Annotated in this window: 22 protein-coding genes; 10 read left to right on the top strand and 12 right to left on the bottom strand. The window is 62.5% G+C overall.

Annotated features, from left to right (window positions below; all coding sequences use genetic code 11):
* Positions 1-109: 109 nt before the first annotated feature.
* From JNA92_RS02535 to JNA92_RS02520, 4 genes are read right to left on the bottom strand one after another with little or no spacing between them, the layout of a single operon-like run.
* Positions 110-1,267, bottom strand: coding sequence for a glutathionylspermidine synthase family protein (locus tag JNA92_RS02535; protein ID WP_241803192.1), 1,158 nt, complete (start codon positions 1,265-1,267; stop codon positions 110-112).
* 2 nt (positions 1,268-1,269) lie between these two features.
* Positions 1,270-1,956: a DUF1190 domain-containing protein gene (locus JNA92_RS02530; RefSeq protein WP_241803191.1), complete on the bottom strand. Its 687-nt coding sequence runs from the start codon at positions 1,954-1,956 to the stop codon at positions 1,270-1,272.
* 26 nt (positions 1,957-1,982) lie between these two features.
* The gene (locus JNA92_RS02525; RefSeq protein WP_241803190.1) at positions 1,983-2,408 is read right to left on the bottom strand and encodes a DUF350 domain-containing protein; all 426 of its coding nucleotides are present in this window, start codon (positions 2,406-2,408) and stop codon (positions 1,983-1,985) included.
* Between the two features lie 12 nt (positions 2,409-2,420).
* Complete coding sequence (locus JNA92_RS02520; RefSeq protein WP_241803189.1) at positions 2,421-3,020, bottom strand: DUF2491 family protein; 600 nt, start codon at positions 3,018-3,020, stop codon at positions 2,421-2,423.
* 572 nt (positions 3,021-3,592) lie between these two features.
* Between JNA92_RS02520 and dusA the strand changes: the two genes are divergently transcribed.
* From dusA to JNA92_RS02505, 3 genes are all read left to right on the top strand, one after another.
* Positions 3,593-4,600, top strand: coding sequence for a tRNA dihydrouridine(20/20a) synthase DusA (gene dusA, locus JNA92_RS02515; protein WP_241803188.1), 1,008 nt, complete (start codon positions 3,593-3,595; stop codon positions 4,598-4,600).
* Between the two features lie 308 nt (positions 4,601-4,908).
* Positions 4,909-5,835: a transaldolase gene (gene tal / locus JNA92_RS02510; RefSeq protein WP_241803187.1), complete on the top strand. Its 927-nt coding sequence runs from the start codon at positions 4,909-4,911 to the stop codon at positions 5,833-5,835.
* Positions 5,836-5,978: 143 nt separating this feature from the next.
* Entirely contained in the window at positions 5,979-7,838 is a 1,860-nt protein-coding gene (locus JNA92_RS02505; protein ID WP_241803186.1) for an alkaline phosphatase D family protein, read from the top strand.
* A gap of 52 nt (positions 7,839-7,890) precedes the next feature.
* Here JNA92_RS02505 and rssC read toward each other — a convergent pair whose 3' ends face one another.
* Both rssC and rssB read right to left on the bottom strand, forming a co-directional pair.
* Positions 7,891-8,373, bottom strand: coding sequence for an anti-sigma factor antagonist RssC (rssC, locus tag JNA92_RS02500; RefSeq protein WP_039602918.1), 483 nt, complete (start codon positions 8,371-8,373; stop codon positions 7,891-7,893).
* Positions 8,370-9,554: a two-component system response regulator RssB gene (rssB, locus tag JNA92_RS02495; RefSeq protein ID WP_241803404.1), complete on the bottom strand. Its 1,185-nt coding sequence runs from the start codon at positions 9,552-9,554 to the stop codon at positions 8,370-8,372. Before rssB ends, rssC begins: the two co-directional genes overlap by 4 nt.
* Positions 9,555-9,823: 269 nt before the next feature.
* Between rssB and JNA92_RS02490 the strand changes: the two genes are divergently transcribed.
* Positions 9,824-10,123 carry a PilZ domain-containing protein gene (locus JNA92_RS02490; protein ID WP_241803185.1) on the top strand — a complete coding sequence of 100 codons (300 nt, stop codon included), beginning with the start codon at positions 9,824-9,826 and terminating at the stop codon, positions 10,121-10,123.
* Between the two features lie 291 nt (positions 10,124-10,414).
* On the opposite strand, the gene JNA92_RS02485 is transcribed toward JNA92_RS02490, so the two are convergent.
* Entirely contained in the window at positions 10,415-11,122 is a 708-nt protein-coding gene (locus tag JNA92_RS02485; RefSeq protein WP_241803184.1) for an MlaA family lipoprotein, read from the bottom strand.
* Positions 11,123-11,310: 188 nt separating this feature from the next.
* On the opposite strand from JNA92_RS02485, the gene JNA92_RS02480 reads away from it, so the two are divergent.
* Together JNA92_RS02480 and JNA92_RS02475 are read left to right on the top strand one after the other, a co-directional pair.
* Complete coding sequence (locus JNA92_RS02480) at positions 11,311-11,874, top strand: phosphonoacetaldehyde phosphonohydrolase-related protein (RefSeq protein WP_241803183.1); 564 nt, start codon at positions 11,311-11,313, stop codon at positions 11,872-11,874.
* 123 nt (positions 11,875-11,997) lie between these two features.
* Positions 11,998-12,261: a DUF4404 family protein gene (locus tag JNA92_RS02475; protein ID WP_241803182.1), complete on the top strand. Its 264-nt coding sequence runs from the start codon at positions 11,998-12,000 to the stop codon at positions 12,259-12,261.
* Positions 12,262-12,399: 138 nt separating this feature from the next.
* Here the strand turns inward: JNA92_RS02475 and queF are convergent, their stop codons facing one another.
* Positions 12,400-13,230, bottom strand: coding sequence for an NADPH-dependent 7-cyano-7-deazaguanine reductase QueF (queF, locus tag JNA92_RS02470; RefSeq protein WP_241803181.1), 831 nt, complete (start codon positions 13,228-13,230; stop codon positions 12,400-12,402).
* A gap of 68 nt (positions 13,231-13,298) precedes the next feature.
* Positions 13,299-13,802: a cupredoxin domain-containing protein gene (locus JNA92_RS02465; protein ID WP_241803180.1), complete on the bottom strand. Its 504-nt coding sequence runs from the start codon at positions 13,800-13,802 to the stop codon at positions 13,299-13,301.
* Positions 13,803-13,953: 151 nt separating this feature from the next.
* On the opposite strand from JNA92_RS02465, the gene cinR reads away from it, so the two are divergent.
* Positions 13,954-14,634 carry a two-component system response regulator CinR gene (gene cinR / locus JNA92_RS02460; protein ID WP_241803179.1) on the top strand — a complete coding sequence of 227 codons (681 nt, stop codon included), beginning with the start codon at positions 13,954-13,956 and terminating at the stop codon, positions 14,632-14,634.
* Entirely contained in the window at positions 14,634-15,971 is a 1,338-nt protein-coding gene (locus JNA92_RS02455; RefSeq protein ID WP_277817990.1) for a heavy metal sensor histidine kinase, read from the top strand. The genes cinR and JNA92_RS02455 overlap by 1 nt, the downstream gene beginning before the upstream one ends.
* A gap of 41 nt (positions 15,972-16,012) precedes the next feature.
* Here JNA92_RS02455 and JNA92_RS02450 read toward each other — a convergent pair whose 3' ends face one another.
* The 3 genes from JNA92_RS02450 to JNA92_RS02440 are packed head-to-tail and all read right to left on the bottom strand — an operon-like array spanning position 16,013 to position 19,252.
* Positions 16,013-17,254, bottom strand: coding sequence for a lipoprotein-releasing ABC transporter permease subunit (locus JNA92_RS02450; protein WP_241803178.1), 1,242 nt, complete (start codon positions 17,252-17,254; stop codon positions 16,013-16,015).
* Positions 17,255-17,310: 56 nt separating this feature from the next.
* Positions 17,311-17,994, bottom strand: coding sequence for a lipoprotein-releasing ABC transporter ATP-binding protein LolD (lolD, locus tag JNA92_RS02445; protein WP_172655298.1), 684 nt, complete (start codon positions 17,992-17,994; stop codon positions 17,311-17,313).
* Between the two features lie 7 nt (positions 17,995-18,001).
* A complete protein-coding gene (locus JNA92_RS02440) occupies positions 18,002-19,252 on the bottom strand; it encodes a lipoprotein-releasing ABC transporter permease subunit (protein ID WP_241803177.1) in 1,251 nt (416 codons plus the stop codon).
* A 93-nt stretch (positions 19,253-19,345) separates the two neighbouring features.
* Between JNA92_RS02440 and JNA92_RS02435 the strand changes: the two genes are divergently transcribed.
* Both JNA92_RS02435 and JNA92_RS02430 read left to right on the top strand, forming a co-directional pair.
* Positions 19,346-19,930: a PilZ domain-containing protein gene (locus JNA92_RS02435; RefSeq protein WP_115275403.1), complete on the top strand. Its 585-nt coding sequence runs from the start codon at positions 19,346-19,348 to the stop codon at positions 19,928-19,930.
* A 31-nt stretch (positions 19,931-19,961) separates the two neighbouring features.
* Complete coding sequence (locus JNA92_RS02430; protein WP_241803176.1) at positions 19,962-20,678, top strand: glycerophosphodiester phosphodiesterase; 717 nt, start codon at positions 19,962-19,964, stop codon at positions 20,676-20,678.
* The last annotated feature ends 8 nt before the right edge of the window (positions 20,679-20,686 follow it).

Raw genomic sequence — 20,686 nt, 5'->3', positions numbered from 1 at the left:
TGCGTCTGCGCGCACTGGGCTCAAGGGCATTTCACAAGCATGGCACTTGTGGCGCCGAACGGATGCACGCGAACGACCAGGCGCATCCTGAAACCGACCAGAGGGGCGGTCAGCCCAAAACTACATGCGGCAAGAAGCGTGAACTGTCCTTGGTGATCAGCGAATCATCTTCACGAATGCCAAGCCCTGAGGCCTTGTCGCCGATCACCCACGAACCAATCAGCGTGTAACTGTCTGCGAACTTCGGCAAAGGTGCAAAAGCCTGCAGAATATAGGGCGCATCGTCATAGGGCCCGTCTGCAAAGACCCGCCGCCCATCCTCGGTGTGGATATCCACGTTGGCGCCCTCACGGGAGAAGTACGGCTTGCGCACCCAGCCCTTGGGCACCCGGGCCTGTGGATTGTCGTCGACAAAGGCCGGCAGCAGGTTCGGATGGCCTTCGAACCACTCCCACAATAACGGCAGGATGCCTTTGTTGGAGATCAGTGCCTTCCAGGGCGGCTCGACAAACTGCGTGTCGCAGCCGGTAATCGCCTGGCCGAAATCCTCATGGAAGATATGCTCCCACGCATGCAGCTTGAACAGGCGCTGGATGGGCTGGCTTTGGAGGTCGACGAACCGGCCATTGTCGTGCAGGCCAATGTCTTCCAGGTCAATATGCCGCGTGCGGACACCCGCATGCTCGGCCATCCTGCGCAGGAAATCAGTGGTGCCACGGTCCTCCAGCGAGCCTGAGATGGTCGAAAAATAGAACGTCCCCTGCCCCGGCATCGCCGCAAACGCCTGCACCAGGTCTTCGGCCAGGGTATTGAACTGGCTGGCGTGCGCAGGCAACAGCCCGCGCGCTATCTGCTCCTCCAGCCAGATCAGCTGGAAGGCGGCCGCCTCGTAAAGTGAGGTTGGCGTATCGTAATTGGCTTCGATGAGCTTCGCCGGGCCATTGCCGTCGTAACTGAAGTCAAAGCGCCCGTACAGGTGCGGCTGTGCCTGCTTCCAGGACCTACGCACCAGGTCGAAGAATGCCGGTGGGATGGCCAGGCGGGCCATGAGCGCTTCGCTGTCGACGATGCGCCCGACCGCTTCCAGACACAGGGCGTGCAGCGCTTCGGTCGGCGCTTGCAGGTCTCGAACCACCTGAGCTTCGCTGAATTGGTAGTAGCCGCTCTCGTCCCAGTAACGCTGGCCTTCGATGGTGTGGAAGGCGAAACCCTCACGCTCGGCAGTCGCGCGCCAGTCGGGGCGCTCTGCCAGCTCTACCTTGCGCATGCTCACCCCCCGAAAAAGCTACCGGACTTGCCACTCCAGCCGCTACGGGCTGTGGCCTGGCTGCCAAAGCCACCCCGGGTGATCGACCCTGATGAGGCTGCGTGAGGATCCTTGCGACTCCACCTGCCGCCACCGCCGGACGAACCTGCGCTGCTTTGTTCATCCTCCCTGGCACGCTGGATTTCACCCAAGGCCCCATTGTGCAGCCCAGGGCGCGTTGCACTGCCGTTGGCGTACACAGGCTGTGCGCGGAAACGACGGTCGCGGCTCCGGGCCTGCCCGAGCAGCATACCGGCCACCGCGGCGCTGGCAATATGCCCATAGCCCCCACCCTGAGCGTAGCCAGCATCCAGTTGTGACTGGGTCACCTCAACGGCACTTTCCAGCTCGAACCCGTTCATGCGGGGCATGTAGCGCCCATCGACGGTGGTCAGGCAATTGTCTGCACCGAACTGCGCCTCACACGCGCTCTGGAACGCGAACGTTGGCGCCTGGCGAAGGTAGTCGTTGTGCGCCTGCTGGTAGGCGTCGGTACAGACAGCGATGGGCATATAGTCATTTACGCAGGCAGCAACGGTGTCGTAATTGGTCTTTTGGCTGACCGTATACAATTCTTCCTGCGGACCACAGGCCGTCAGCGCCAGTGGTAACGAACCGGCCAGTACCAGCTTGAAGGAACTGCGTTTCATCGGCGATTTCATTGGCACCCTCCTGCTCAGGCCGAAGGTGTCATGCAGGCCGAGTTCAGAAAGCCGACGCTGATGGCCACGCTTGCGGCGTAGATGGCAGCTGCAAGCTCGCCCTGGGCGATGCGCTGGGACAGGCCACGCAGCACCAGGCTGGTCAGGCCGAAGGCGATCAACTGCACCACCGCTGCGATCACCACCCAGGCGACAAAGTCGAGAATGCTGACGCTGTAGGCGATGATGTTGCTGGCCGGCAGCGAAAAACCGATCAGCGAACCACCCAGAGCAATAGCGGCTGCAGGGTTGTTCTGGCGGATCAGGGCGAACTCGCGGTGCGGCGTAAGGCGGGTGTAGATGAACTGGAACAGCCAGAACATCAGCAGGGCCACACTGATATAGAGGATGAAGCCAGTCACCGCCGTGGCGTTGAGGGACAGGCGCAAAGCGTCGAGCATGGGAAATCCTTGTCAGGTTATGTGAAAGTCCGTGGGGAATAGGGTCACACCCAGCGAGGTGGTGTAGGTAAGCGCACCGTACTCATCTTCTTCGACCGACAGCAGCAGAAATTCGCGCCGGTACGGCAAACCGGTGTCACGGGCATAGAGCATGCACAGGTGCTGGATGCGGTACCGTGCTTCGGGGCTGGTAACCGCCTCGCACAGCGCAACCCATTCGGCGAGCCCCGCTTCGCGACCCCATTGCCGGGAATACAAATTACCTTCGTGTTCGAAGATCGGCATGCCGGCCTTTGCTGCGCTACCGGTCAGGCTTTGCAGGTGCTCCTGGTCATTGACGGCGACTGCGCTGTGGTAGCCGAACAGCACGATATCGCCCGGTTCGGCGCCGTTCATCAGCACCTGTAACCAGTAGTCTTGGTTGTCCAGGTAAAAACGCACCAGGCGCACCGATTGGCCGAGGTCGACCTCGCCAACGGCCCAGACTGTTTCCGGGCCAGGTACCTGCAGCGCTGAGATGCCGTCCAGCAACGGTTTCAGTGAAGGGGCAGGTGTGAAGGTGCTGCCACTGCGCAGGCCAAATGGCAGGCTGGCCTGGTGTAAAAGCGACATAGAAAGCTCCCTGGGGTCGCGGCTATCCTTGCTGAGGGCGGCACATTAGCGGGTTTCAGTGCCAAGACCAAGGCTGACCCTGTGAGGAGGTTTGACGCTCGTGATGCGTGGGGCCTACTGGTCTCATCGCTGGGTAGCGGTCAAATCCAAGTTCGGGCTTGCAGGCCCGGCCGCAGTTTTTGCAGCGGCCCAGCGAGACTAGGGAGCTCGGATTTCCATTGCAATGGGTCAAGGGTGCTGAAAGGGTGATTCAGAAACGGACTACAAGCCAGCATCCCGTATCTGTAGGAAACCGTTAAAAACCATCCTGCGGGAAGACGGGCAGAGACCTTTCATATTGTTAACTCACGCTTTCCGCGCCCCTCACTTGCCTAGGAACAGGCGAACATCCAGCGCTCTTGGTAAACTAGGACATCCTTTTTATGAGGCTGGTATTGACGGGGTAGCTCACCGCCACATCGGCCTTGTTCCTTGCTTGTATTCCTTGCCATTTTTTTCGGTGCTGCTCAGGTGAATGAGGCTGATTCACAGCAAAAGCCCGAACAAATTGGTATAAAAATGCGTAGACCTGAATGCTCCTAGATACTGCAACCCCACAAACTTCTCGCCCTGAGCCTTCCCGCCGCTTCAGCGTTGCGCCGATGATGGACTGGACCGACCGCCACTGCCGGTTCTTCCTGCGCCTGCTATCCCGGCACACCTTGCTCTACACCGAAATGGTCACCACCGGTGCCCTGCTGCACAACGACGCGCACCGCTTCCTGCGCCACGATGTGTCCGAACATCCGCTTGCCCTGCAGCTGGGCGGCAGTGTGCCGGCCGACTTGGCGGCCTGCGCGCGCCTGGCCGAACAAGCGGGCTACGACGAGGTGAACCTCAACGTCGGCTGCCCCAGCGATCGGGTGCAGAACAACATGATCGGCGCTTGCCTCATGGCCCACCCGGCGCTGGTGGCCGATTGCGTCAAGGCCATGCGTGATGCGGTGTCGACGCCGGTGACGGTGAAGCACCGCATTGGTATCAATGGCCGTGACAGCTATGCAGAACTGTGCGACTTCGTCGGGCAGGTACGGGACGCCGGGTGTCGCAGTTTCACCGTGCATGCGCGCATCGCGATTCTCGAAGGGCTTTCGCCCAAGGAAAACCGTGAGATCCCGCCGCTGCGCTACGACGTGGCTGCGCAGCTGAAAGCGGACTTTCCGGACCTTGAGATCGTGCTCAACGGTGGCATCAAGACCTTGGCCGAGTGCCAGATGCACCTGGAGACGTTCGATGGGGTGATGATGGGGCGCGAGGCGTACCACAACTCGTATGTGCTGGCTGAGGTGGATCAGCTGCTATTTGGCAGTGCTGCGCCGGTGGTCAGCCGTAGCGAGGCGATGGCGCAGTTGCGGCCGTATATCGTGGCGCATATGGAAAGTGGCGGTGCGATGCATCACGTCACCCGGCATATTCTGGGGTTGGGCCAGGGCTTCAAAGGGGCGCGGCGGTTCCGGCAGTTGCTGTCGGCGGATATTCACAAGGCGCCTGAGCCGCTGGCGGTGTTCGACCAAGCGGCGGAGTTGTTGCAGGGGCGGTAAGGTGGCCTGGCGGGCCCTATCGCCGGCAAGCCGGCTCCCACCGGGACCGTGCAGTTTTCGAGCGCTGCGCTGTAACTGTGGGAGAAAATGGATTGAAGCCCAGATGCCATTCAGTCGAGCGATTTGCGGCCCATCGCCGGCAAGCCGGCTACCACAGATCGCGGGTGAAGCTTTCAAGGTGATGGGGAACCTCGTGCTGGCGGGTGACTCGAATCATCACCCAGACAATTCGCCACCGCCCCACTGGCCCCTTGAGCGGCCGTCGGGGCTCGGGTAATGTCGAGACATCGCACAGGACAGAGCACGCCATGACTTCCAAGCTGGAACAACTCAAGCAGTTCACCACCGTGGTCGCCGACACCGGGGACCTGGACGCCATCACCCGCCTCAAGCCGGTCGATGCCACCACCAACCCGTCGTTGCTGCTCAAGGCTGCCGCCATCCCGGGCTATGCCGACCTGCTCAAGCAGGTCAAAAGCGATGCCAAGGGCAATGTCGACCTGGCGTGCGACAAGTTCGCCGTGGCGGTGGGCGCGGGCATTCTGAAAGTGATCCCTGGGCGCATCTCCACCGAAGTGGATGCACGCCTGTCGTTCGACGAACCGGCACTGCTGAGCAAGGCCCGCCAACTGATCGAGCTTTACCAGGCCGCCGGCATCTCCAAAGACCGCGTACTGATCAAGCTGGCCTCCACCTGGGAAGGCATTCGCGCCGCCGAGCAGCTGGAGAAGGAAGGCATCCAGACCAACCTGACCCTGCTGTTCTCCTTCGCCCAGGCACAGGCGTGCGCCGATGCCGGGGTGTTCCTGATTTCCCCGTTCGTGGGCCGTATCTATGACTGGTACAAGAAGAGCACCGGCCAAGAGTACGTGGGCGCCGATGACCCGGGCGTCCAGTCGGTCACACGCATCTACAACTACTACAAGGCCAACGGCTACGACACCGTGGTCATGGGCGCCAGCTTCCGCAACATCGGCCAGATCGAGCAACTGGCTGGTTGCGATCGCCTGACCATCAGCCCGGAGCTGCTGCAGCAACTGAGCGATGACCAGGGCGAGCTGCCGCAGGTACTCAAGCCGGGCAATGCCGGCGAGGCCAAGCAGGTGCTCAGCGAAAGCCAGTTCCGCTGGGCGATGAACGAAGACGCCATGGGTACCGAGAAACTGGCCGAGGGCATTCGCCAGTTCGCCCGTGACCAGGAGAAGCTGGAAAAGCTGATGGCTGACAAAGCCTGATACATTTTAGGTTTGCCAGGCGGGCGGTGAATGTTCAGCATTTTCCGCCCGCTTTGCTTTAGCCTTGCAACAAGCGTTCTGAATTCAAGGGCCTGTTCGCGACGGTTCGCAGTGACTGGGCCGATTAGCCACCAGAGCTGTCCATGACTTCCTCCCTTTTGCCCCTTGTTCTCGCCGGCCCTGTACTGCGCCGCCTGGAGCCTCAGCGCCTGGCCATCTGGCTGGTCGGCAGCCAACCCTTGCAGCTCGCGTTCACCTTGGACGGCGCGGCCAAGGTGGATTGCCAGGTCGTACCGATCGGCGAGCATGCCTTTATCCACCTGTTGGACATCGACTTTGCCCAACCGCTGCCCTGCAACGTCGAACTCGAATACGACCTGCTGATCGACGGCCAAGGTATCGCTGACTGGGCGCCGCACCTGCTCTACCCAGGCCGCCAGCGGCCAAGCCTGGTGCTGCGCGACCGCCTGGACCAGTTGCTGCACGGCTCTTGCCGCAAACCGCACCACCCCGCTGCCGATGGCCTGCTCTGCGCAGACAGGCTGCTACAGGCCTGTACGCGCCCGGAAGAGCGCCCGGCCGTGCTGTTGATGACCGGGGACCAAGTCTACGCCGATGATGTAGCAGGGCCGATGCTTCGGGCCATTCATGCGCTGATCGAGCGCCTAGGCCTGTTCGATGAACACCTGGACGGCGCAGTCGTGGCCGACAGCAAGTCGCTGTATGACCACCCGGCCAGCTATTACCATCGTGCCGACCTGCTGCCGGCCCAGGAACGTAACGAAACCCTGCGCGAGCGATTCTTCGGCGGCAAGCGCAAACCCATCTTCTCCTCAAGCAATGCCGACAACCATCTGGTGACGTTCGCCGAGGTCATGGCCATGTACCTGCTGGTCTGGTCACCCACCCCTTGGCAACTGGTAGCGCTCGACATGCCTGCGGGCCTTGCCGACCCGCACCAGGCGCGCTACCGCAAGGAACTGCCGCTGATCCGGGCGTTCGCCGACAACCTGGGCCAGGTGGCGCGGGTGATGGCGCACTTACCTTGCCTGATGATCTTCGACGATCACGACATCACCGATGACTGGAACCTGTCGGCGCAGTGGGAAGAAACAGCCTACGGCCACCCATTCTCGCGACGCATCATCGGCAATGCCCTGCTCGGCTACCTGCTGTGCCAGGCCTGGGGTAACGACCCGCAAGGCTGCAAGGCGATGGTCGGGCAGTGCCAGGCGCTGGCCAGCCCACAACTGGACAGCCAGCAACACGACCACCTGATCGGTGAACTGCTGCGTTTTCAGGGCTGGCAGTTCAACCTGCCGAGCAACCCGCCCCTGCTTGTGCTGGACACCCGCACCCGGCGCTGGCGCAGCGAAAGCGACCTGGCCAAGCCTTCCGGCCTTCTGGACTGGGAGGCGTTGTGCGAACTGCAGCAAGCGTTGCTCGACCACCCTTCGGCGATCATCGTGTCACCGGCGCCGATCTTCGGGGTAAAGCTGATCGAGACGGTGCAGAAAGTGTTCAGCTGGCTGGGCCACCCGCTGCTGGTAGATGCCGAGAACTGGATGGCCCACCGCGGTGCCGCCCAGGTGATCCTGAATATCTTCCGCCACTCGCGCACGCCGGGGCACTACGTGATCCTGTCAGGGGACGTGCATTATTCGTTCGTGTACGAGGTGCTGATTCGTCAACGCCAGCGCAGCCCGCACTTGTGGCAGGTCACCAGCAGCGGGATCAAGAATGAATTCCCACGCCGCTTGCTGGACGTGCTGGACCGGCTCAACCGCTGGCTTTACTCGCCGCGCTCGCCGCTGAACTGGTTTACCCGGCGGCGCGAGATGGAGGTGGTGCCGCGCACGCCCAGCCAGAGCAAGGCAGGGGAACGCCTGTGGAATGGGGCGGGGCTGGGGCAGGTGTTCTTCGATGAGCAGGGGCGCCCGGCACGGGTGTTTCAGCTCGATGCCAAGGGGGGTGAGGCTACGGAGTTTGCGCGGCCGGACTAGCTGATGCGGCCCTGTGGCGGGTTACCCGCCAAGGGCCCAGGCAGCCGCCAGGTCAGGATCGCTCCAGCGCATTCACCAAGTCATGGAAGGCTTCACGGTTGGAGTCATTCAGGCCCATCAGAATCTTGTGCGCCTCCAGCACCTTGGAGCGCACCACCTCTTCGTTCTGGTCCTGGGATGGCAGGTCGGTCAGGCATTCCGGGCAAGGCACCGGGCGATCGACGATGTTGAACACTTGATCGAAGCCCATCGATTGCAGCAGGCGCGAAATATCCGGGTTGGTGGTGACTACGGTCGGCAGCAGGCCGACCTTCTGCCGCGACAGGATCGACAGCTTGGCCAGCAGCCCCAGGGTGGTGCTGTCGATGCTCTCGGTTTCGGTGAGGTCGATGACGATGGCCGAGAAATTCAGCGCGGTGAAGATTTTCTCGATCGTCGCATCCAGTGCCGAACACAAGGTCAGGCGCACTTCACCGACGAATTTCAGCACGAAGGTACCGCTTTGCTCGGCGAACTGGATTCTACCGGTACTCATTGAAGGTTCCTGCTTAACACCAATAGGGCGATATCATCCGGCATCTCCCCAAGCGTAGCCAATCCAAATCGTTGGCGCAGCCCATCCAGGCTACCACCCGCTGCCTTGACGATCTCCGGCAAGGCGGCTTCTTTATCTTTGAGCGTGTCCCCTGGCAAAAGGTCCAGGATGCCGTCTGACATCAGTGTCAGGCTGAACTGCGGGGGCAGTTCCATCACCAGGTCCTGGTAGGTGGCCTCATCGAACAGGCCCACCGGCAGGCCACGGCCTTCCAGGTAGCGGGCCTGGCCTGGGGTATACAGCACCGGCAGCGGCAAATGGCCGCCCACGGCATAGGTCAGCAGGCCGGTTTCTTCATCGATCACACCACCGACCATGGTCACGTGCTTGCCCAGCTTACAGTTGATCAGGCCACGGTTGATATGGCTGAGCACTTGCGAAGGCTTGAATTCACGCAGCTTGCTGCTGCGCTTGAATTCGAACATCAGCCGGGTGGTCATGAACTTCAGCAGCACGGTGACGAACGCCGACGACGCGCCATGCCCGGAGACATCGGCAAGGTAGAAGGCAATACGCCGTTCATCCACGCGGAAATAGTCGGCGAAGTCGCCAGACAGGTACAGCGACGGGATGATCTGGTGCTCGAAGGCGAACTCCCCGGCAACCCAGGGGCTCTCTGGCAGCATGTTCATCTGCACCTGACGACCGGCAGTCTGGTCCTCCTGCAACAGGTGCAGGCTGGCCTCCAGTTCCCGGTTGGCTGCCTCGAGCTTGTCGCGGTAACGCTGGTTTTCCACTACCAGACGCGAACGATCAAGCGCACGGCGCACCGAATGTTCGAGCACGGCAAGGTCTTCCAGCGGCTTGATCAGGTAATCGGCAGCGCCCAGGCGCAAGGCCTCGACCGCGTCGCTCATCACGCCAGCACCCGATACCACGATCACCGGCAACTGCGGCGCCCGCTCACTGACCTGGCGGATCAGCTCAAGGCCGCCCATCTGCGGCATGCGCAGATCGCAGATCACGAGGTCGGGCTGGTGTTCTTCAAAGACCTGGAGCCCCTGCTGGCCATTACCGGCCTGGAGGACGCTGAAGCCACTGTCTTCCAGATAGGCGGCGAGGCTCGCACGGACCACGTCGTCATCATCGATGATCAGCAGCGTTGCACTGATTTTCTGCATGTGGGCGAACGGCGCCGATTTAGGTTGGTGCAGGGGCGTCTGCAAGGCTGACATCCGACTGCTGGAATACTCTGCGGTGACACTCTACTTGAGTTGTAGGCCAAGAAGACGGCCCAGGCAACCGGCAGAGGTACTGTCTAAGGCGCAGACGGTACTCCCATCCGCCAGGCGTTTCAAGCATGCGCGGGTCGAGTTCGGTGCTCTTTACAGGCGAAATCACCGAGAGTTATAAGAAAGCGACCTGTGCAACCCGATGAGAAGGATGCAGCATGCCCACCACGCCCTCCAATCACAGCGAGAAACGCGACTTCATTCGCATGCGCATCGACACCGAAGTCCGCCTGCTGCATGCCGGCCAGGTGATCGCAGCGGTATGCCTGGACCTGTCCAGCAGCGGCATGCAGGTGCAGGCGCCGCAGCGTTTTCAAGTAGGCGACACCCTGGAGGTCCGGATCGATTCCGACCACCCTGCCCTCAAGGGCCTGCATGCCAGCGCCGAAGTGGTGTGGATTGCCGACCAACCCGGCGGGCAGCAGAAATTTGGCCTGCGCATCTTGGCCATGCATTGATCTGTTACGAAAAAGGCGAGCCAGAGGTTGGTGCCGATACTCGCTGCCCGGGCTATTGCAGCGCTGCTGTGGGGCTGCTGCGCAGCCCAATCGCCGGCAAGCCGGCTCCCACCACGACCGTGCAGTGCTTCAGGCCTGCGCTTTAGCTGTGGAAGCCATTGTCTTGCTCAACTTGTAAAGCTGCCGCGATTCCTGTGTGAGCCGGCTCGCCGGCGATGGGGCCGCACAGCGGCCCCAGTGCCCCTCGGCTGACAGCCATCACCCGATGGTCGCCAACCTCGTGTTCCTCAATCAAAAATCGTCTTCGACCTCGCCATCCTTGACCTTGAACTCGCGGTTCTGCAGGTAGGCATTGCGAATGAAGATGTACTTGTCGCCCTGAATCAGCTTTTCAGCCGACAAAAGGCTGGCCCGGGTATCGACCACATCCAGGGCAAAGATCGAGTTGCGGGTCGGCACATGGTCGATGTAGCGGTACGGCTTGGTGTAGCCGTCCGGGTATTTCGCCAGGCCATCGCGAACGGTGCTCGGGCCCAACAGCGGAATGACGATGTACGGACCGCTGGGCAAACCCCAGTAACCGAGCGTCTGGCCGAAGTCTTCGTCGCTGCGCTGCAGGCCCATCTTGGTGCCCACATCGAAAAAGCCGCCCAGGCCGAAGGTGGTATTGACTATCAGCCGCGCCGTATCAACGCCGGCCGCATGCGGCTTGAGCTGCAGCACATTGTTGGCCAGGTTGGTGACATCGCCCAGGTTGCGGAAGATATTGTGGATGCCATCTTCGAGGAACTGGGGGGTGACAGCCTGGTAGCCCTGGGCCAATGGCTTGAGGGCATAGGTGTCGAGGATATCGTTGAAGCGGAAGATCGGCCGGTTGACCGCCTCCCAGGGATCGTCCTCGGTGGCCGCCTGGGTAGCCGCCACAGGCGCCAGCAGCAAGCTGGCACAGACACAGGCCTGGGTGACTCGCTCGATCACACCGGCACCGATCCTACGCATAGATGTCTCTCCATCGAATTTCTCGGCCGCTGGCGCAACGCATGCGCCGCAGGTAAGGCGGCAGTATAGAGGCTTGCGCGCTGATAAACACCCTTACACAGTTTTCCTAAATAATTGTGAGCAGTTACTACAAGTCACAGAGACGTAACAATCGCTGGCTAGCCTGCGGCATATTTGGGGAGGTTTACATGCATGATGCACCTGCCTTCACCGCTGTGCTGTTCGGCCTGCGTGGTTGCCTGGTCCAGGCTGCCAATGGCAACCCCTCACCCGCACCCGGCGCCCTCGACACCCTGGCTGGCCTGCGCCGCAACCAGGTGCCATGCATCTGGCTCGATGACCTGAGCAGCCCACAGGGCAAACGCCTGGCCAGCGTGCTGCCGGACTGGTTACCGGGGCACACGGCCAATGGCGTGCGATGGCCGGCGCCCAATGCCTGCTGGCAGGCGCTGATGGCGCTGGACAGCCAACGCCTGGACGGCTGCGTATTGGTCAGCGGCGAGCCGCGGCTGTTGCAATCGGGCCTCAACGCCGGGCTGTGGACAGTCGGCCTGGCCGCCTGCAGCCCATCCTGCGACCTCGGCTCGCAGCAATGGCAAGCCATGACCCCACAGCAGCAGGAGCTGGCACGGGGCAAGGCCACGCTGGAGCTGTTCCGTCTGGGCGTGCACTCGGTGATCGACCACCTCGAAGCGCTAGACACCTGCCTGACCGACATCGCCCAGCGCCGCGGAAAGGGTGAAAAACCCTGATACAGCAGCGTTGACACGGATCATGCAAAGCAACAGCGGGTGGATTACGCTAGAAGACAGGTGCGAACCTTTGCCGCTTCGCTGAGGTCCATGCCTTGCCAAGCCATTGATGGAGAACAGCCAATGCCTGCCCGCGAATTGCAAGAGCGCCTGAACAGCTTGCGCGAGCAACTGGATCGAAACGTACCGCTTACCGATGAGGAGCTGGCCGCGCTGCATGAGGAAGCCAGACAGATCGAGGCGCAACTGAAGCTTGAAGAAGCCACACCAGACAACAACCTGGTCGATGGTGTGAACCTGGCCATAGAGCGTTTCGAGGCCGAGCATCCCGACCTCACCGCCACCCTGCGCAGCATCGCCAACTCGCTGCACAGTATGGGGATCTGAAACGGCAAGGGGCCGCTTCGCCCCCCATGCCGGCAAGCCGGCTGCCACAGATGCTGCGCCACCGTTCAGAGCGGCGCTGTGCCTGTGGCAGCTGGCTTGCCGGCGATGGGGCGCGAAGCGGCCCCAATCACTCGAACCTTACTGGCGCACCAGGCGCACGTTCTCAGGGCTGATCACCCCGGTGCTGCGGTATGGGTTGATATCCAGCCCGCCACGCCGCACATAGCGTGCATAAACCGTCAAATGCTCCGGCTCAAGCAGGTTCTTGAGGTCCAGGTAGATCCGCTCTACACACTGCTCATGAAAATCGGCATGCTGGCGGAAGCTGATCAGGTAGGTCAGCAGGCTCGCATGGTCCAGCGCCCTGCCGTTGTACTCGACCACCACACTGCCCCAATCCGGCTGGCCGGTTACCGGGCAGTTCGACTTGAGCAAGTGACTATGCAGGGTTTCTTCCACCACCCGCTCGGGGTTGCAGCGCAGCAACTCTGGTTGCGGCTGCTCGTAGTTATCGATGGTCACATCCAATGCATCGATGCACTGCCCCGGCAGCGCCACCACGCCTTGCGCCTCTACTTCTGCCAAGGTGCGCACCTGCACGCTCACAGGCTTGCCAGCGGCGGCCGACAGGTCCTTCGCTAGGCATGCCTGCAACTCGCCGAGGGTGGCGAACACCGTCTGGTTCAGTGAGTTCAGGTAGAGCTTGAACGACTTCGATTCGATGATGTTCGGCGAATCGGCAGGGATGGCGAACTCCCCTATCGCCACCACGGGCTTGCCGGACGGCAACAGCCAGGACAGCTCGAAGCAGTTCCAGTAATCCACCCCGTGCCACGGCAGGGTCTGGGCGGTCACACCCAGCTCGGCCCACTTGGCCGTGCGCGGGATAGGGAAGAGCAACGAAGGTGTGTAGGTGGCAATGTATTCGCTGGATTTGCCCAGCGGGGAATGTTCGGCGGCGGGATGCATGGAAACTGACCTGAAGGTTCGGAAATGCCCTTAGTCTACCGGTTTTACAGCCCGCCTTGGAGCGCCAGTCACTCGATGGTCAATGGCCCGACCATGCCGGCCTGGTAATGCCCAGGTACGTTGCAGGCGAATTCGATGGGCGCCGACTGGCGGAAGGTCCAGGTCAACTCGGCGCGCTGGCCGGGCTGCACCAGGACTGTGTTGCCAGCATCATGGCCGTGAGCACCATGGTCCACCTGGCCGTGGCCCGTCCCTTCGTGATTCATGCCAGCGGTGAACAGCTTGCCTTGCATGGCGATCATTTCTTTCTGGTGCTGGGCGTGCATGGCCTTGTCGCCCAGGTTGAACTCATGGGGCAGCTTGCCCTCGTTGATCAGGACGAACCGTACCGTCTCACCCGCCTTGACGTGCAGGTTGGCGGGCTCGAAGGCGATGTCTTTGAGCACAACTTCGACCGTGCGTGTGGCCTTGGCCGCCGGGGCCGGCTCGCCGAAGGCGAAGCTTTTGCCGGTGTCGGCGAGGGTGGGCAGGCTTACCAGGGCAAGCGCAGCGGCGATGAACAGGCGTTTCATGATGACTCCAGACTTGCAGCGGATATAAGGCCACTTTAGAAGGGGCTGACTGGCAGCGACCTGACGGCAAGATTACAACTTTGTCAGTTTGGGCGACGGCCGAGATAGTCACGTATCATTTCAGCCCTTACACCGCCCATCTGGACGCCGCATGAAACTGCTGATTGTCGAAGACCAGGCCCGCACCGGCCAGTACCTGAGCCAAGGCCTCAGCGAAGCCGGCTTCGCCACCGAGCTGGTCGCAGACGGCGAAACCGGGCAGCACCTGGCGCTTACCGGCGACCACGACCTGCTGATCCTCGATGTGATGCTCCCGGGTCGTGACGGCTGGCAAATCCTCCAGGCGGTGCGCCAGGCGGGCCTGGACACGCCGGTGCTGTTCCTGACTGCTCGCGACGCAGTGGAGGACCGTGTGCACGGCCTGGAGCTGGGTGCCGACGATTACCTGGTCAAGCCTTTCGCCTTTTCCGAACTGCTGGCCCGGGTTCGCAGCCTGCTACGCCGCGGTGCCAGCCCCAGCCAAGAGACACACCTGGCCTTGGCCGACCTGCGCCTGGACGTGTTCCGCCGCCGGGCAGAGCGCGCCGGCCAACGCATCGACCTGACCGCCAAGGAGTTCGCCCTGCTTGAATTGCTGCTGCGTCGGCAAGGCGAAGTGTTGCCCAAATCGTTGATCGCCTCGCAAGTGTGGGACATGAATTTCGACAGCGACACTAACGTCATCGAGGTCGCCATCCGCCGCCTGCGCCTGAAAATCGACGACCAGCACCGCAACAAGCTGATTCACACCGTACGCGGCATGGGTTATGTGCTCGAAGAGCGCCACGACTGATGCGCAGGCTTTCCCTTGGCAGCCGCCTGGCCCTGTTGTTCGCCGCGTGCACCGCTGCCGTTTCGCTGGGGGCGGGGCTGCTGTTCAACCGTGCCAGCGAGCAACATTTCGTCGAGCTGGACCAGCAACTGCTCGAATCACGCCTGTCGCTGTTACGCACCCGGCTTTCCGGCCTGCAACGCCCTGCCGACCTGCACGCGCAGCTGGCAGCCCTGCGCCACGAGCTCAGCCACCAGGCCGACCTGGCCTTGCGTATCAATGGCAGCGATGGCAGCCCTTGGTACGCCAGCCGCCGCGCGCTGCCAGACGCGCCGGCCAACCCCGGGCTGGCAACGCTCCATGCCGACGGTATCGACTACCGCAGCCTGGCCGTGCCGCTCAACGACAGCGCCCGCCTTACGCTGTTTCTCGACATCACCCATCACCAGCATTTTCTGCAGGGCATGCAACGCCTGATCTGGTTCACCGTCGGCCTGTCCGCGCTGGCCACGGCACTGCTTGGCGCCTGGGCCGCGCGCCGCGGACTGAAGCCATTACGGCAGATGGGCCAGGTGGCCGCCAGCGTGTCAGCACGCTCGCTGACCACCCGCCTGCCGGTGGCGCAGCTGCCGGAAGAACTGGCAGAACTGGGCACTACCGTGAACGCCATGCTGCAGCGCCTGGATGACGCCTTCCAGCGCCTGTCGGCGTTCTCGGCCGATATCGCTCACGAGCTGCGCACGCCGCTGTCAAACCTGCTGACCCACACCCAAGTCACCCTCACCCGCCCACGCAGCCTTGAGCAGTACCGCGAAGCACTGCACGGCAACCTCGAGGAGGTGCAGTGGATGGCGCAGATGATCAACGACATGCTTTTCCTGGCCAAGGCCGACCATGGCTTGCTGGCACCAGGGCAGGCAATGCTGATGCTGCATGACGAGGTGGACGCGCTGCTGGAGTATTACGCGCCCCTCGCCGAAGACAACGCAGTGCAGCTGCTGCGTGAGGGTGAGGCGACGCTGAAGGGCGACCGGCATATGCTGCGCCGGGCACTGTCCAACCTGCTCGATAACGCGCTGCGATTTACCCCGACAGGCGGGCAGATATGCGTGACGCTGGGGCCTGGTGGACAGGTGTGCGTGGCCAATACCGGCAAGCCGATCGAGGCGGCTTCATTGCCCAGGCTGTTTGACCGGTTTTATCGGGTGGACCCAGCGCGCCGCGAGGGCAGTAGCGAACATGCCGGGCTGGGCCTGGCAATCACCCGGTCGATCATCCAGGCCCATGGCGGGAGCATCCGGGCACAGTGTGACAACGGTTGGACGCGGTTTTTGATCGCGTTCAGCGAGCCGCTATAGAGATCGGGGGCGCTTTGCACCCCCATGATCTCAGTGACCGATCAGCCCGCCAGGCCGATCGCCGGCTGCACCTGCGAAGCGCGGTATGCCGGATAGATGGTCGCCAGGAAGCTCATCACCAGCCCGGCGGTGCAGATGATCGCCACATCCCCCCACTGCAACTCGGAAGGCAGACTGCTGATGAAGTACACATCCGAGGTGAAGATGTGCTGCCCGCTCACCCGCTCCAGCCAGCCGACGATCTGGCTGACATTGAACGCAGCGATCACCCCGAGCACGCCGCCGATCACTGTGCCGACAATACCGATCAGGCTGCCCTGAACCATGAAGGTGCCCATGATCTGCGCCGGGGTAGCCCCCAGGGTGCGCAGGATGGCGATGTCCGGCCCCTTGTCGTTCACCACCATCACCAGGGTGGCGATGATGTTGAACGCCGCCACGGCGATGATCATCAGGAGCAGCAGGCCGATCATGGTCTTTTCCATCTTCATGGCACTGAACAGGCTGCCCTGGGTGTGCGACCAGTCATCGGCGCGGTAGGCATCGCCCAGGCTGGCAGCAATGGCCTTGGACACTTGCGGCGCGGCATACAGGTCGTGCAGCTTGAGGCGCACGCCCTGTACCTGGCCGGGCGCCCAGCGCTGCATCTCGCCGGCGTCGGCCACATGCATGTAAGCCTGCGAACCGTCCAGCTCGGCACCCACCTTGAAGATGCCGACCACGGTCAGGCGCTGCATGCGCGGGGTGATGCCACCCGGCTCCTTGCTGATTTCCGGCACGATCAGGGTCAGTTTGTCGCCGGTATTGAGACGGAACCGGCGCGCAGTCAGCTCGCCGATCACCACCCCGTACTCACCCGGCTGCAGGGCCTGCAGGCGCCCCTGCACGATGTGCTGGCCGACGATCGAGACCTTGCCTTCTTCGGCCGGGTCTATGCCGCTGACCTGGATGGGCTGCATTGCACCTTTGTAGGAGAGCATGCCCTCCATCTCGGTGATCGGCGCAACCGCCATCACGGCTGGGTTTTGCAGTGCTGCATCGGCAGCCTTGCGCCAGTCGTCCAGCGGCTGCACGCCGAGGATGCTGGCGTGTGGCACCAGACCGAGGATGCGCGAGCTCATCTCGCGCTGGAAGCCATTCATCACCGACAGCACCACGATCATCGCCAGCACGCCCAGGGACAGGCCGATCATCGAGGTCATCGAGATGAACGAGATGAAATGGTTGCGGCGCTTGGCACGGGTGTAGCGCGCACCGATGAACAAGGGCAAGGGTCTGAACATGTAAAACACCCACTGAAAAAGTTGCGGGGCGGCTCAGGCCACCCCGTGCACGCGGCTCAGATCGCCACCAGATGACCGTCGTCGAGTTTCAGCACACGGTCCATCTGCCGTGCCAGGTTGAGGTCGTGGGTCACCACCAGAAATGCCGTGCGCGAGGCGCTGGACAGTTCCTGCATCAACTCCTGGATGCCTTGGGCGGTGTGGTGGTCGAGGTTGCCGGTCGGTTCATCGAGCATGACCAGGCCCGGCCGGTTGACCAGCGCGCGGGCAATGGCCACCCGTTGCCGCTCACCCCCCGACAGCTCGGCCGGCTTGTGGTGCAGGCGGTGGCCCAGACCGACACGCTTGAGCAGTGCCTCGGCGCGCTCACGGGCCTCGGGGATCGCGGTGCGCCCGATCAGCAGCGGCATGCACACGTTCTCCATGGCGGTGAACTCGGGCAGCAGGTGGTGGAACTGGTAGACAAAGCCCAGCTCGCGGTTGCGCAGCAGGCCGCGGGCCCGCTCGCCAAGCGCCGACAGCTCTTCACCGGCCAGCCAGACGCTGCCTTGGGTCGGCCGATCGAGGCCGCCCAGCAGGTTGAGCAAGGTGCTCTTGCCCGAACCGGAACTGCCGACGATGGCCACCCGCTCCCCGGCGTGCAGCTCGAGGTTGAGCCCGGCCAGCACTTGCACCGACTCCGGGCCCTCGTCGTAGGACTTGCCCAAATTGCGGCAACTCAGAACGGCTTTATCACTCATGCGCGACTCACTCATAACGTAGCGCCTCTGCAGGCTGGGTGCGGGCCGCACGCCAGGCCGGATACAGGGTGGCGAAGAAACTCAGGACCAGCGCCGCACCGCAGACCATGTACACGTCCTGGGCCTGGATCTGCGAGGGCAGGTAATCGATGAAATACACATCAGCGTTGAGGAACTTGTGCCCGATCAATTTCTCGATGCCGGCAATCGCCGCGCTGACGTTGAGCGCAGCGAGGATACCGACCACGGCTCCGATCAGGGTGCCGATCACGCCGATCACCGTGCCCTGAACCATGAAGATGGCCATGATCTGCCCGGGGGTGGCGCCCAGGGTACGGAGAATGGCGATGTCACCGCGCTTGTCGTTGACCACCATGACCAGGGTGGAAATGATGTTGAACGCCGCCACCGCGACGATCAGCAGCAACAGCAGGCCGATCATGGCTTTTTCCATGCGGATCGCCTGGTACAGGTTGCCGTGGGTGCGGGTCCAGTCGCGGCTGTAGTACTCCTGCTCACCCAACTGCTGGGCGATGCTCCAGGCCACACGCGGGGCCTGGAACAGGTCGTCGAATTTCAGGCGCAGGCCCTGTACCTGGTCCGGCTTCCAGCGGTGCAGGCGGGACAGGTCGGCAATGTTGGTCAGGCCCAGGTAACCGTCGATCTCGCCAGCGCCAACGTGGAAGGTGCCGACCACGGTGAAGCGCTTCATGCGTGGGAACATGCCGGCGGGGGTCACGCTGACCTCCGGGGCGACGAAGGTCAGCTTGTCGCCGATGGCCACGCCCAGCTTGGCGGCCGCCTTGTCGCCGATCATGATGCCCCACTCGCCCGGCGCCAGTTGGTCGAGGCGGCCTTGCTGAATGAAGTTGTCGATGATCGACACCTCACGCTCGCGGGCTGGGTCGATACCGTTGAGCAGCACCTTCTGCACCTTGCCATCGTGGGTCAGCAGGCCCTGCATCTGGGTATAGGGCGCCACCGCCAGCACCTGCGGATTCTGCTTTACTTGTTGGGCAAGGGCAGGCCAGTCGTTGATCGGCTGGCCGCTCTCAAGCGTGGCGTGAGGGACCATGCCCAGCACGCGGGTACGCATCTCGTGGTCGAAACCGTTCATGACCGAGAGCACCACGATCATCACCACCACGCCCAGGGCGAGGCCGATCATCGAGGTCAGGGAAATGAACGAGACGAAGTGATTACGGCGCTTGGCACGGGTGTAGCGCGTACCAATGAATGCGAAAAGAGGTCTGAACATGTCGGGGCTTGTTCGGATGAAAGGGAACGTCCTTGTGGCGAGGCGCCTGCGGCGGCTTTACACTCGGACCACCGCCGCTACCATGGGTTCGCCATGACGACATTAGACGAAGAAGATCGCCGCGAATACTACCGCATCGAAGATCGGATCGCACTGGAAATCAGCCCCCTGAGCGCGGCCGAAGCCCTTGAGCCAGAACTGTTGCAGGATGATTCACCACTGTTCAACCTGCTCAGCGAGCTGCACCTGTCCGACTTCGAGTCCCAGCACCTGCTGCGTCAGTTGAGCGAAAAGGACCGCACCCTGGCGGCGTTCCTGCGGGCGCAGAACAAGCGCCTGGACTTGCTCAGCGCGGTGGTCGCGCAAACCCTGATCGGCGAGATCGGCCAGCCCCAGCGGGTGATCATCTCCGAAGGTGGCATCGAGTTCGCCCAAGCCCAGCAAATCGCCCCTGGCACCCGGGTCAAAGTGAAGATGGTGTTGATGCCCCGCGCCCACGGCCTGCTGCTGCGCGGCAAGGTCACCCACTGCGACCCGCGCGCCGATGGCAGCTTCGAACTGGGTACCGAATTCACCGACATGACCGATGCCCAGCGTCAGTTGCTGGCACGCTACATCCTGCAGCGCCAACAGCAACAACGGCGCCAGCAGCTGGAACAGGGCGACCCTGCCTCCTGAGCCTTTTCATTTTTGACCTGAAGGAACGAACGTGACCCTCATTTATGGCCACCGCGGCGCCAAGGGCGAAGCGCCCGAGAACACCCTGCACAGTTTCCGTCAGTGCCTGTCCCACGGCGTCACCCGCTGCGAGCTTGACCTGCACCTGTCGGCCGACAATGAGCTGATGGTCATCCACGACCCTACCCTCAAGCGCACCACGGGCCGGCGCGGCAAGGTTGTGGAACACCCGGCAGCCGATCTGGTCACCTACGATGCGCGCAGGGGCGGCCCGGGCCATGTGCAGCCCTGCCCTATCCCACGGCTGGAAGAACTGTTCGAAAAATGCCCCTTCGAGCACTGGCAACTGGAGGTCAAGAGCGCCTCGCGGACCCGGGCCGCCAGCACGGTGCTGGCGATTCGGGAACTGGCACAGCAGTACGGCCTGCTGGACAAGGTGACCATCACCTCGAGCTCGCGGGAAGTACTGGGCGCTGCGCTGGAACTGGTGCCTGACGTGAAGCGCGGCCTGGTCGCCGAGTACGCCTGGCTCGACCCGCTGAAGGTCGCGCAGAACTATGGCTGCGATCTGCTGGCATTGAACTGGACACTGTGCACGCCCGAGCGCCTGCTCAAAGCACAGGGCCAGGGTTTGCATGTATCGGTGTGGACGGTCAACGAGCCGGCACTGATGCGCCGGCTCGCTGATTTTGGCGTGGACAGCCTGATTACAGACTTTCCCGGTTTGGCCAAGACCACCCTCGGGTAGGGCTGAAA

This window comes from Pseudomonas putida, assembly GCF_022627325.1.
GTDB classification, from domain to species: Bacteria; Pseudomonadota; Gammaproteobacteria; order Pseudomonadales; family Pseudomonadaceae; genus Aquipseudomonas; species Aquipseudomonas putida_X.
The sequence above is the reverse complement of the archived record's forward strand: the minus strand, read 5'-3'. Positions and strand labels throughout refer to the sequence as shown.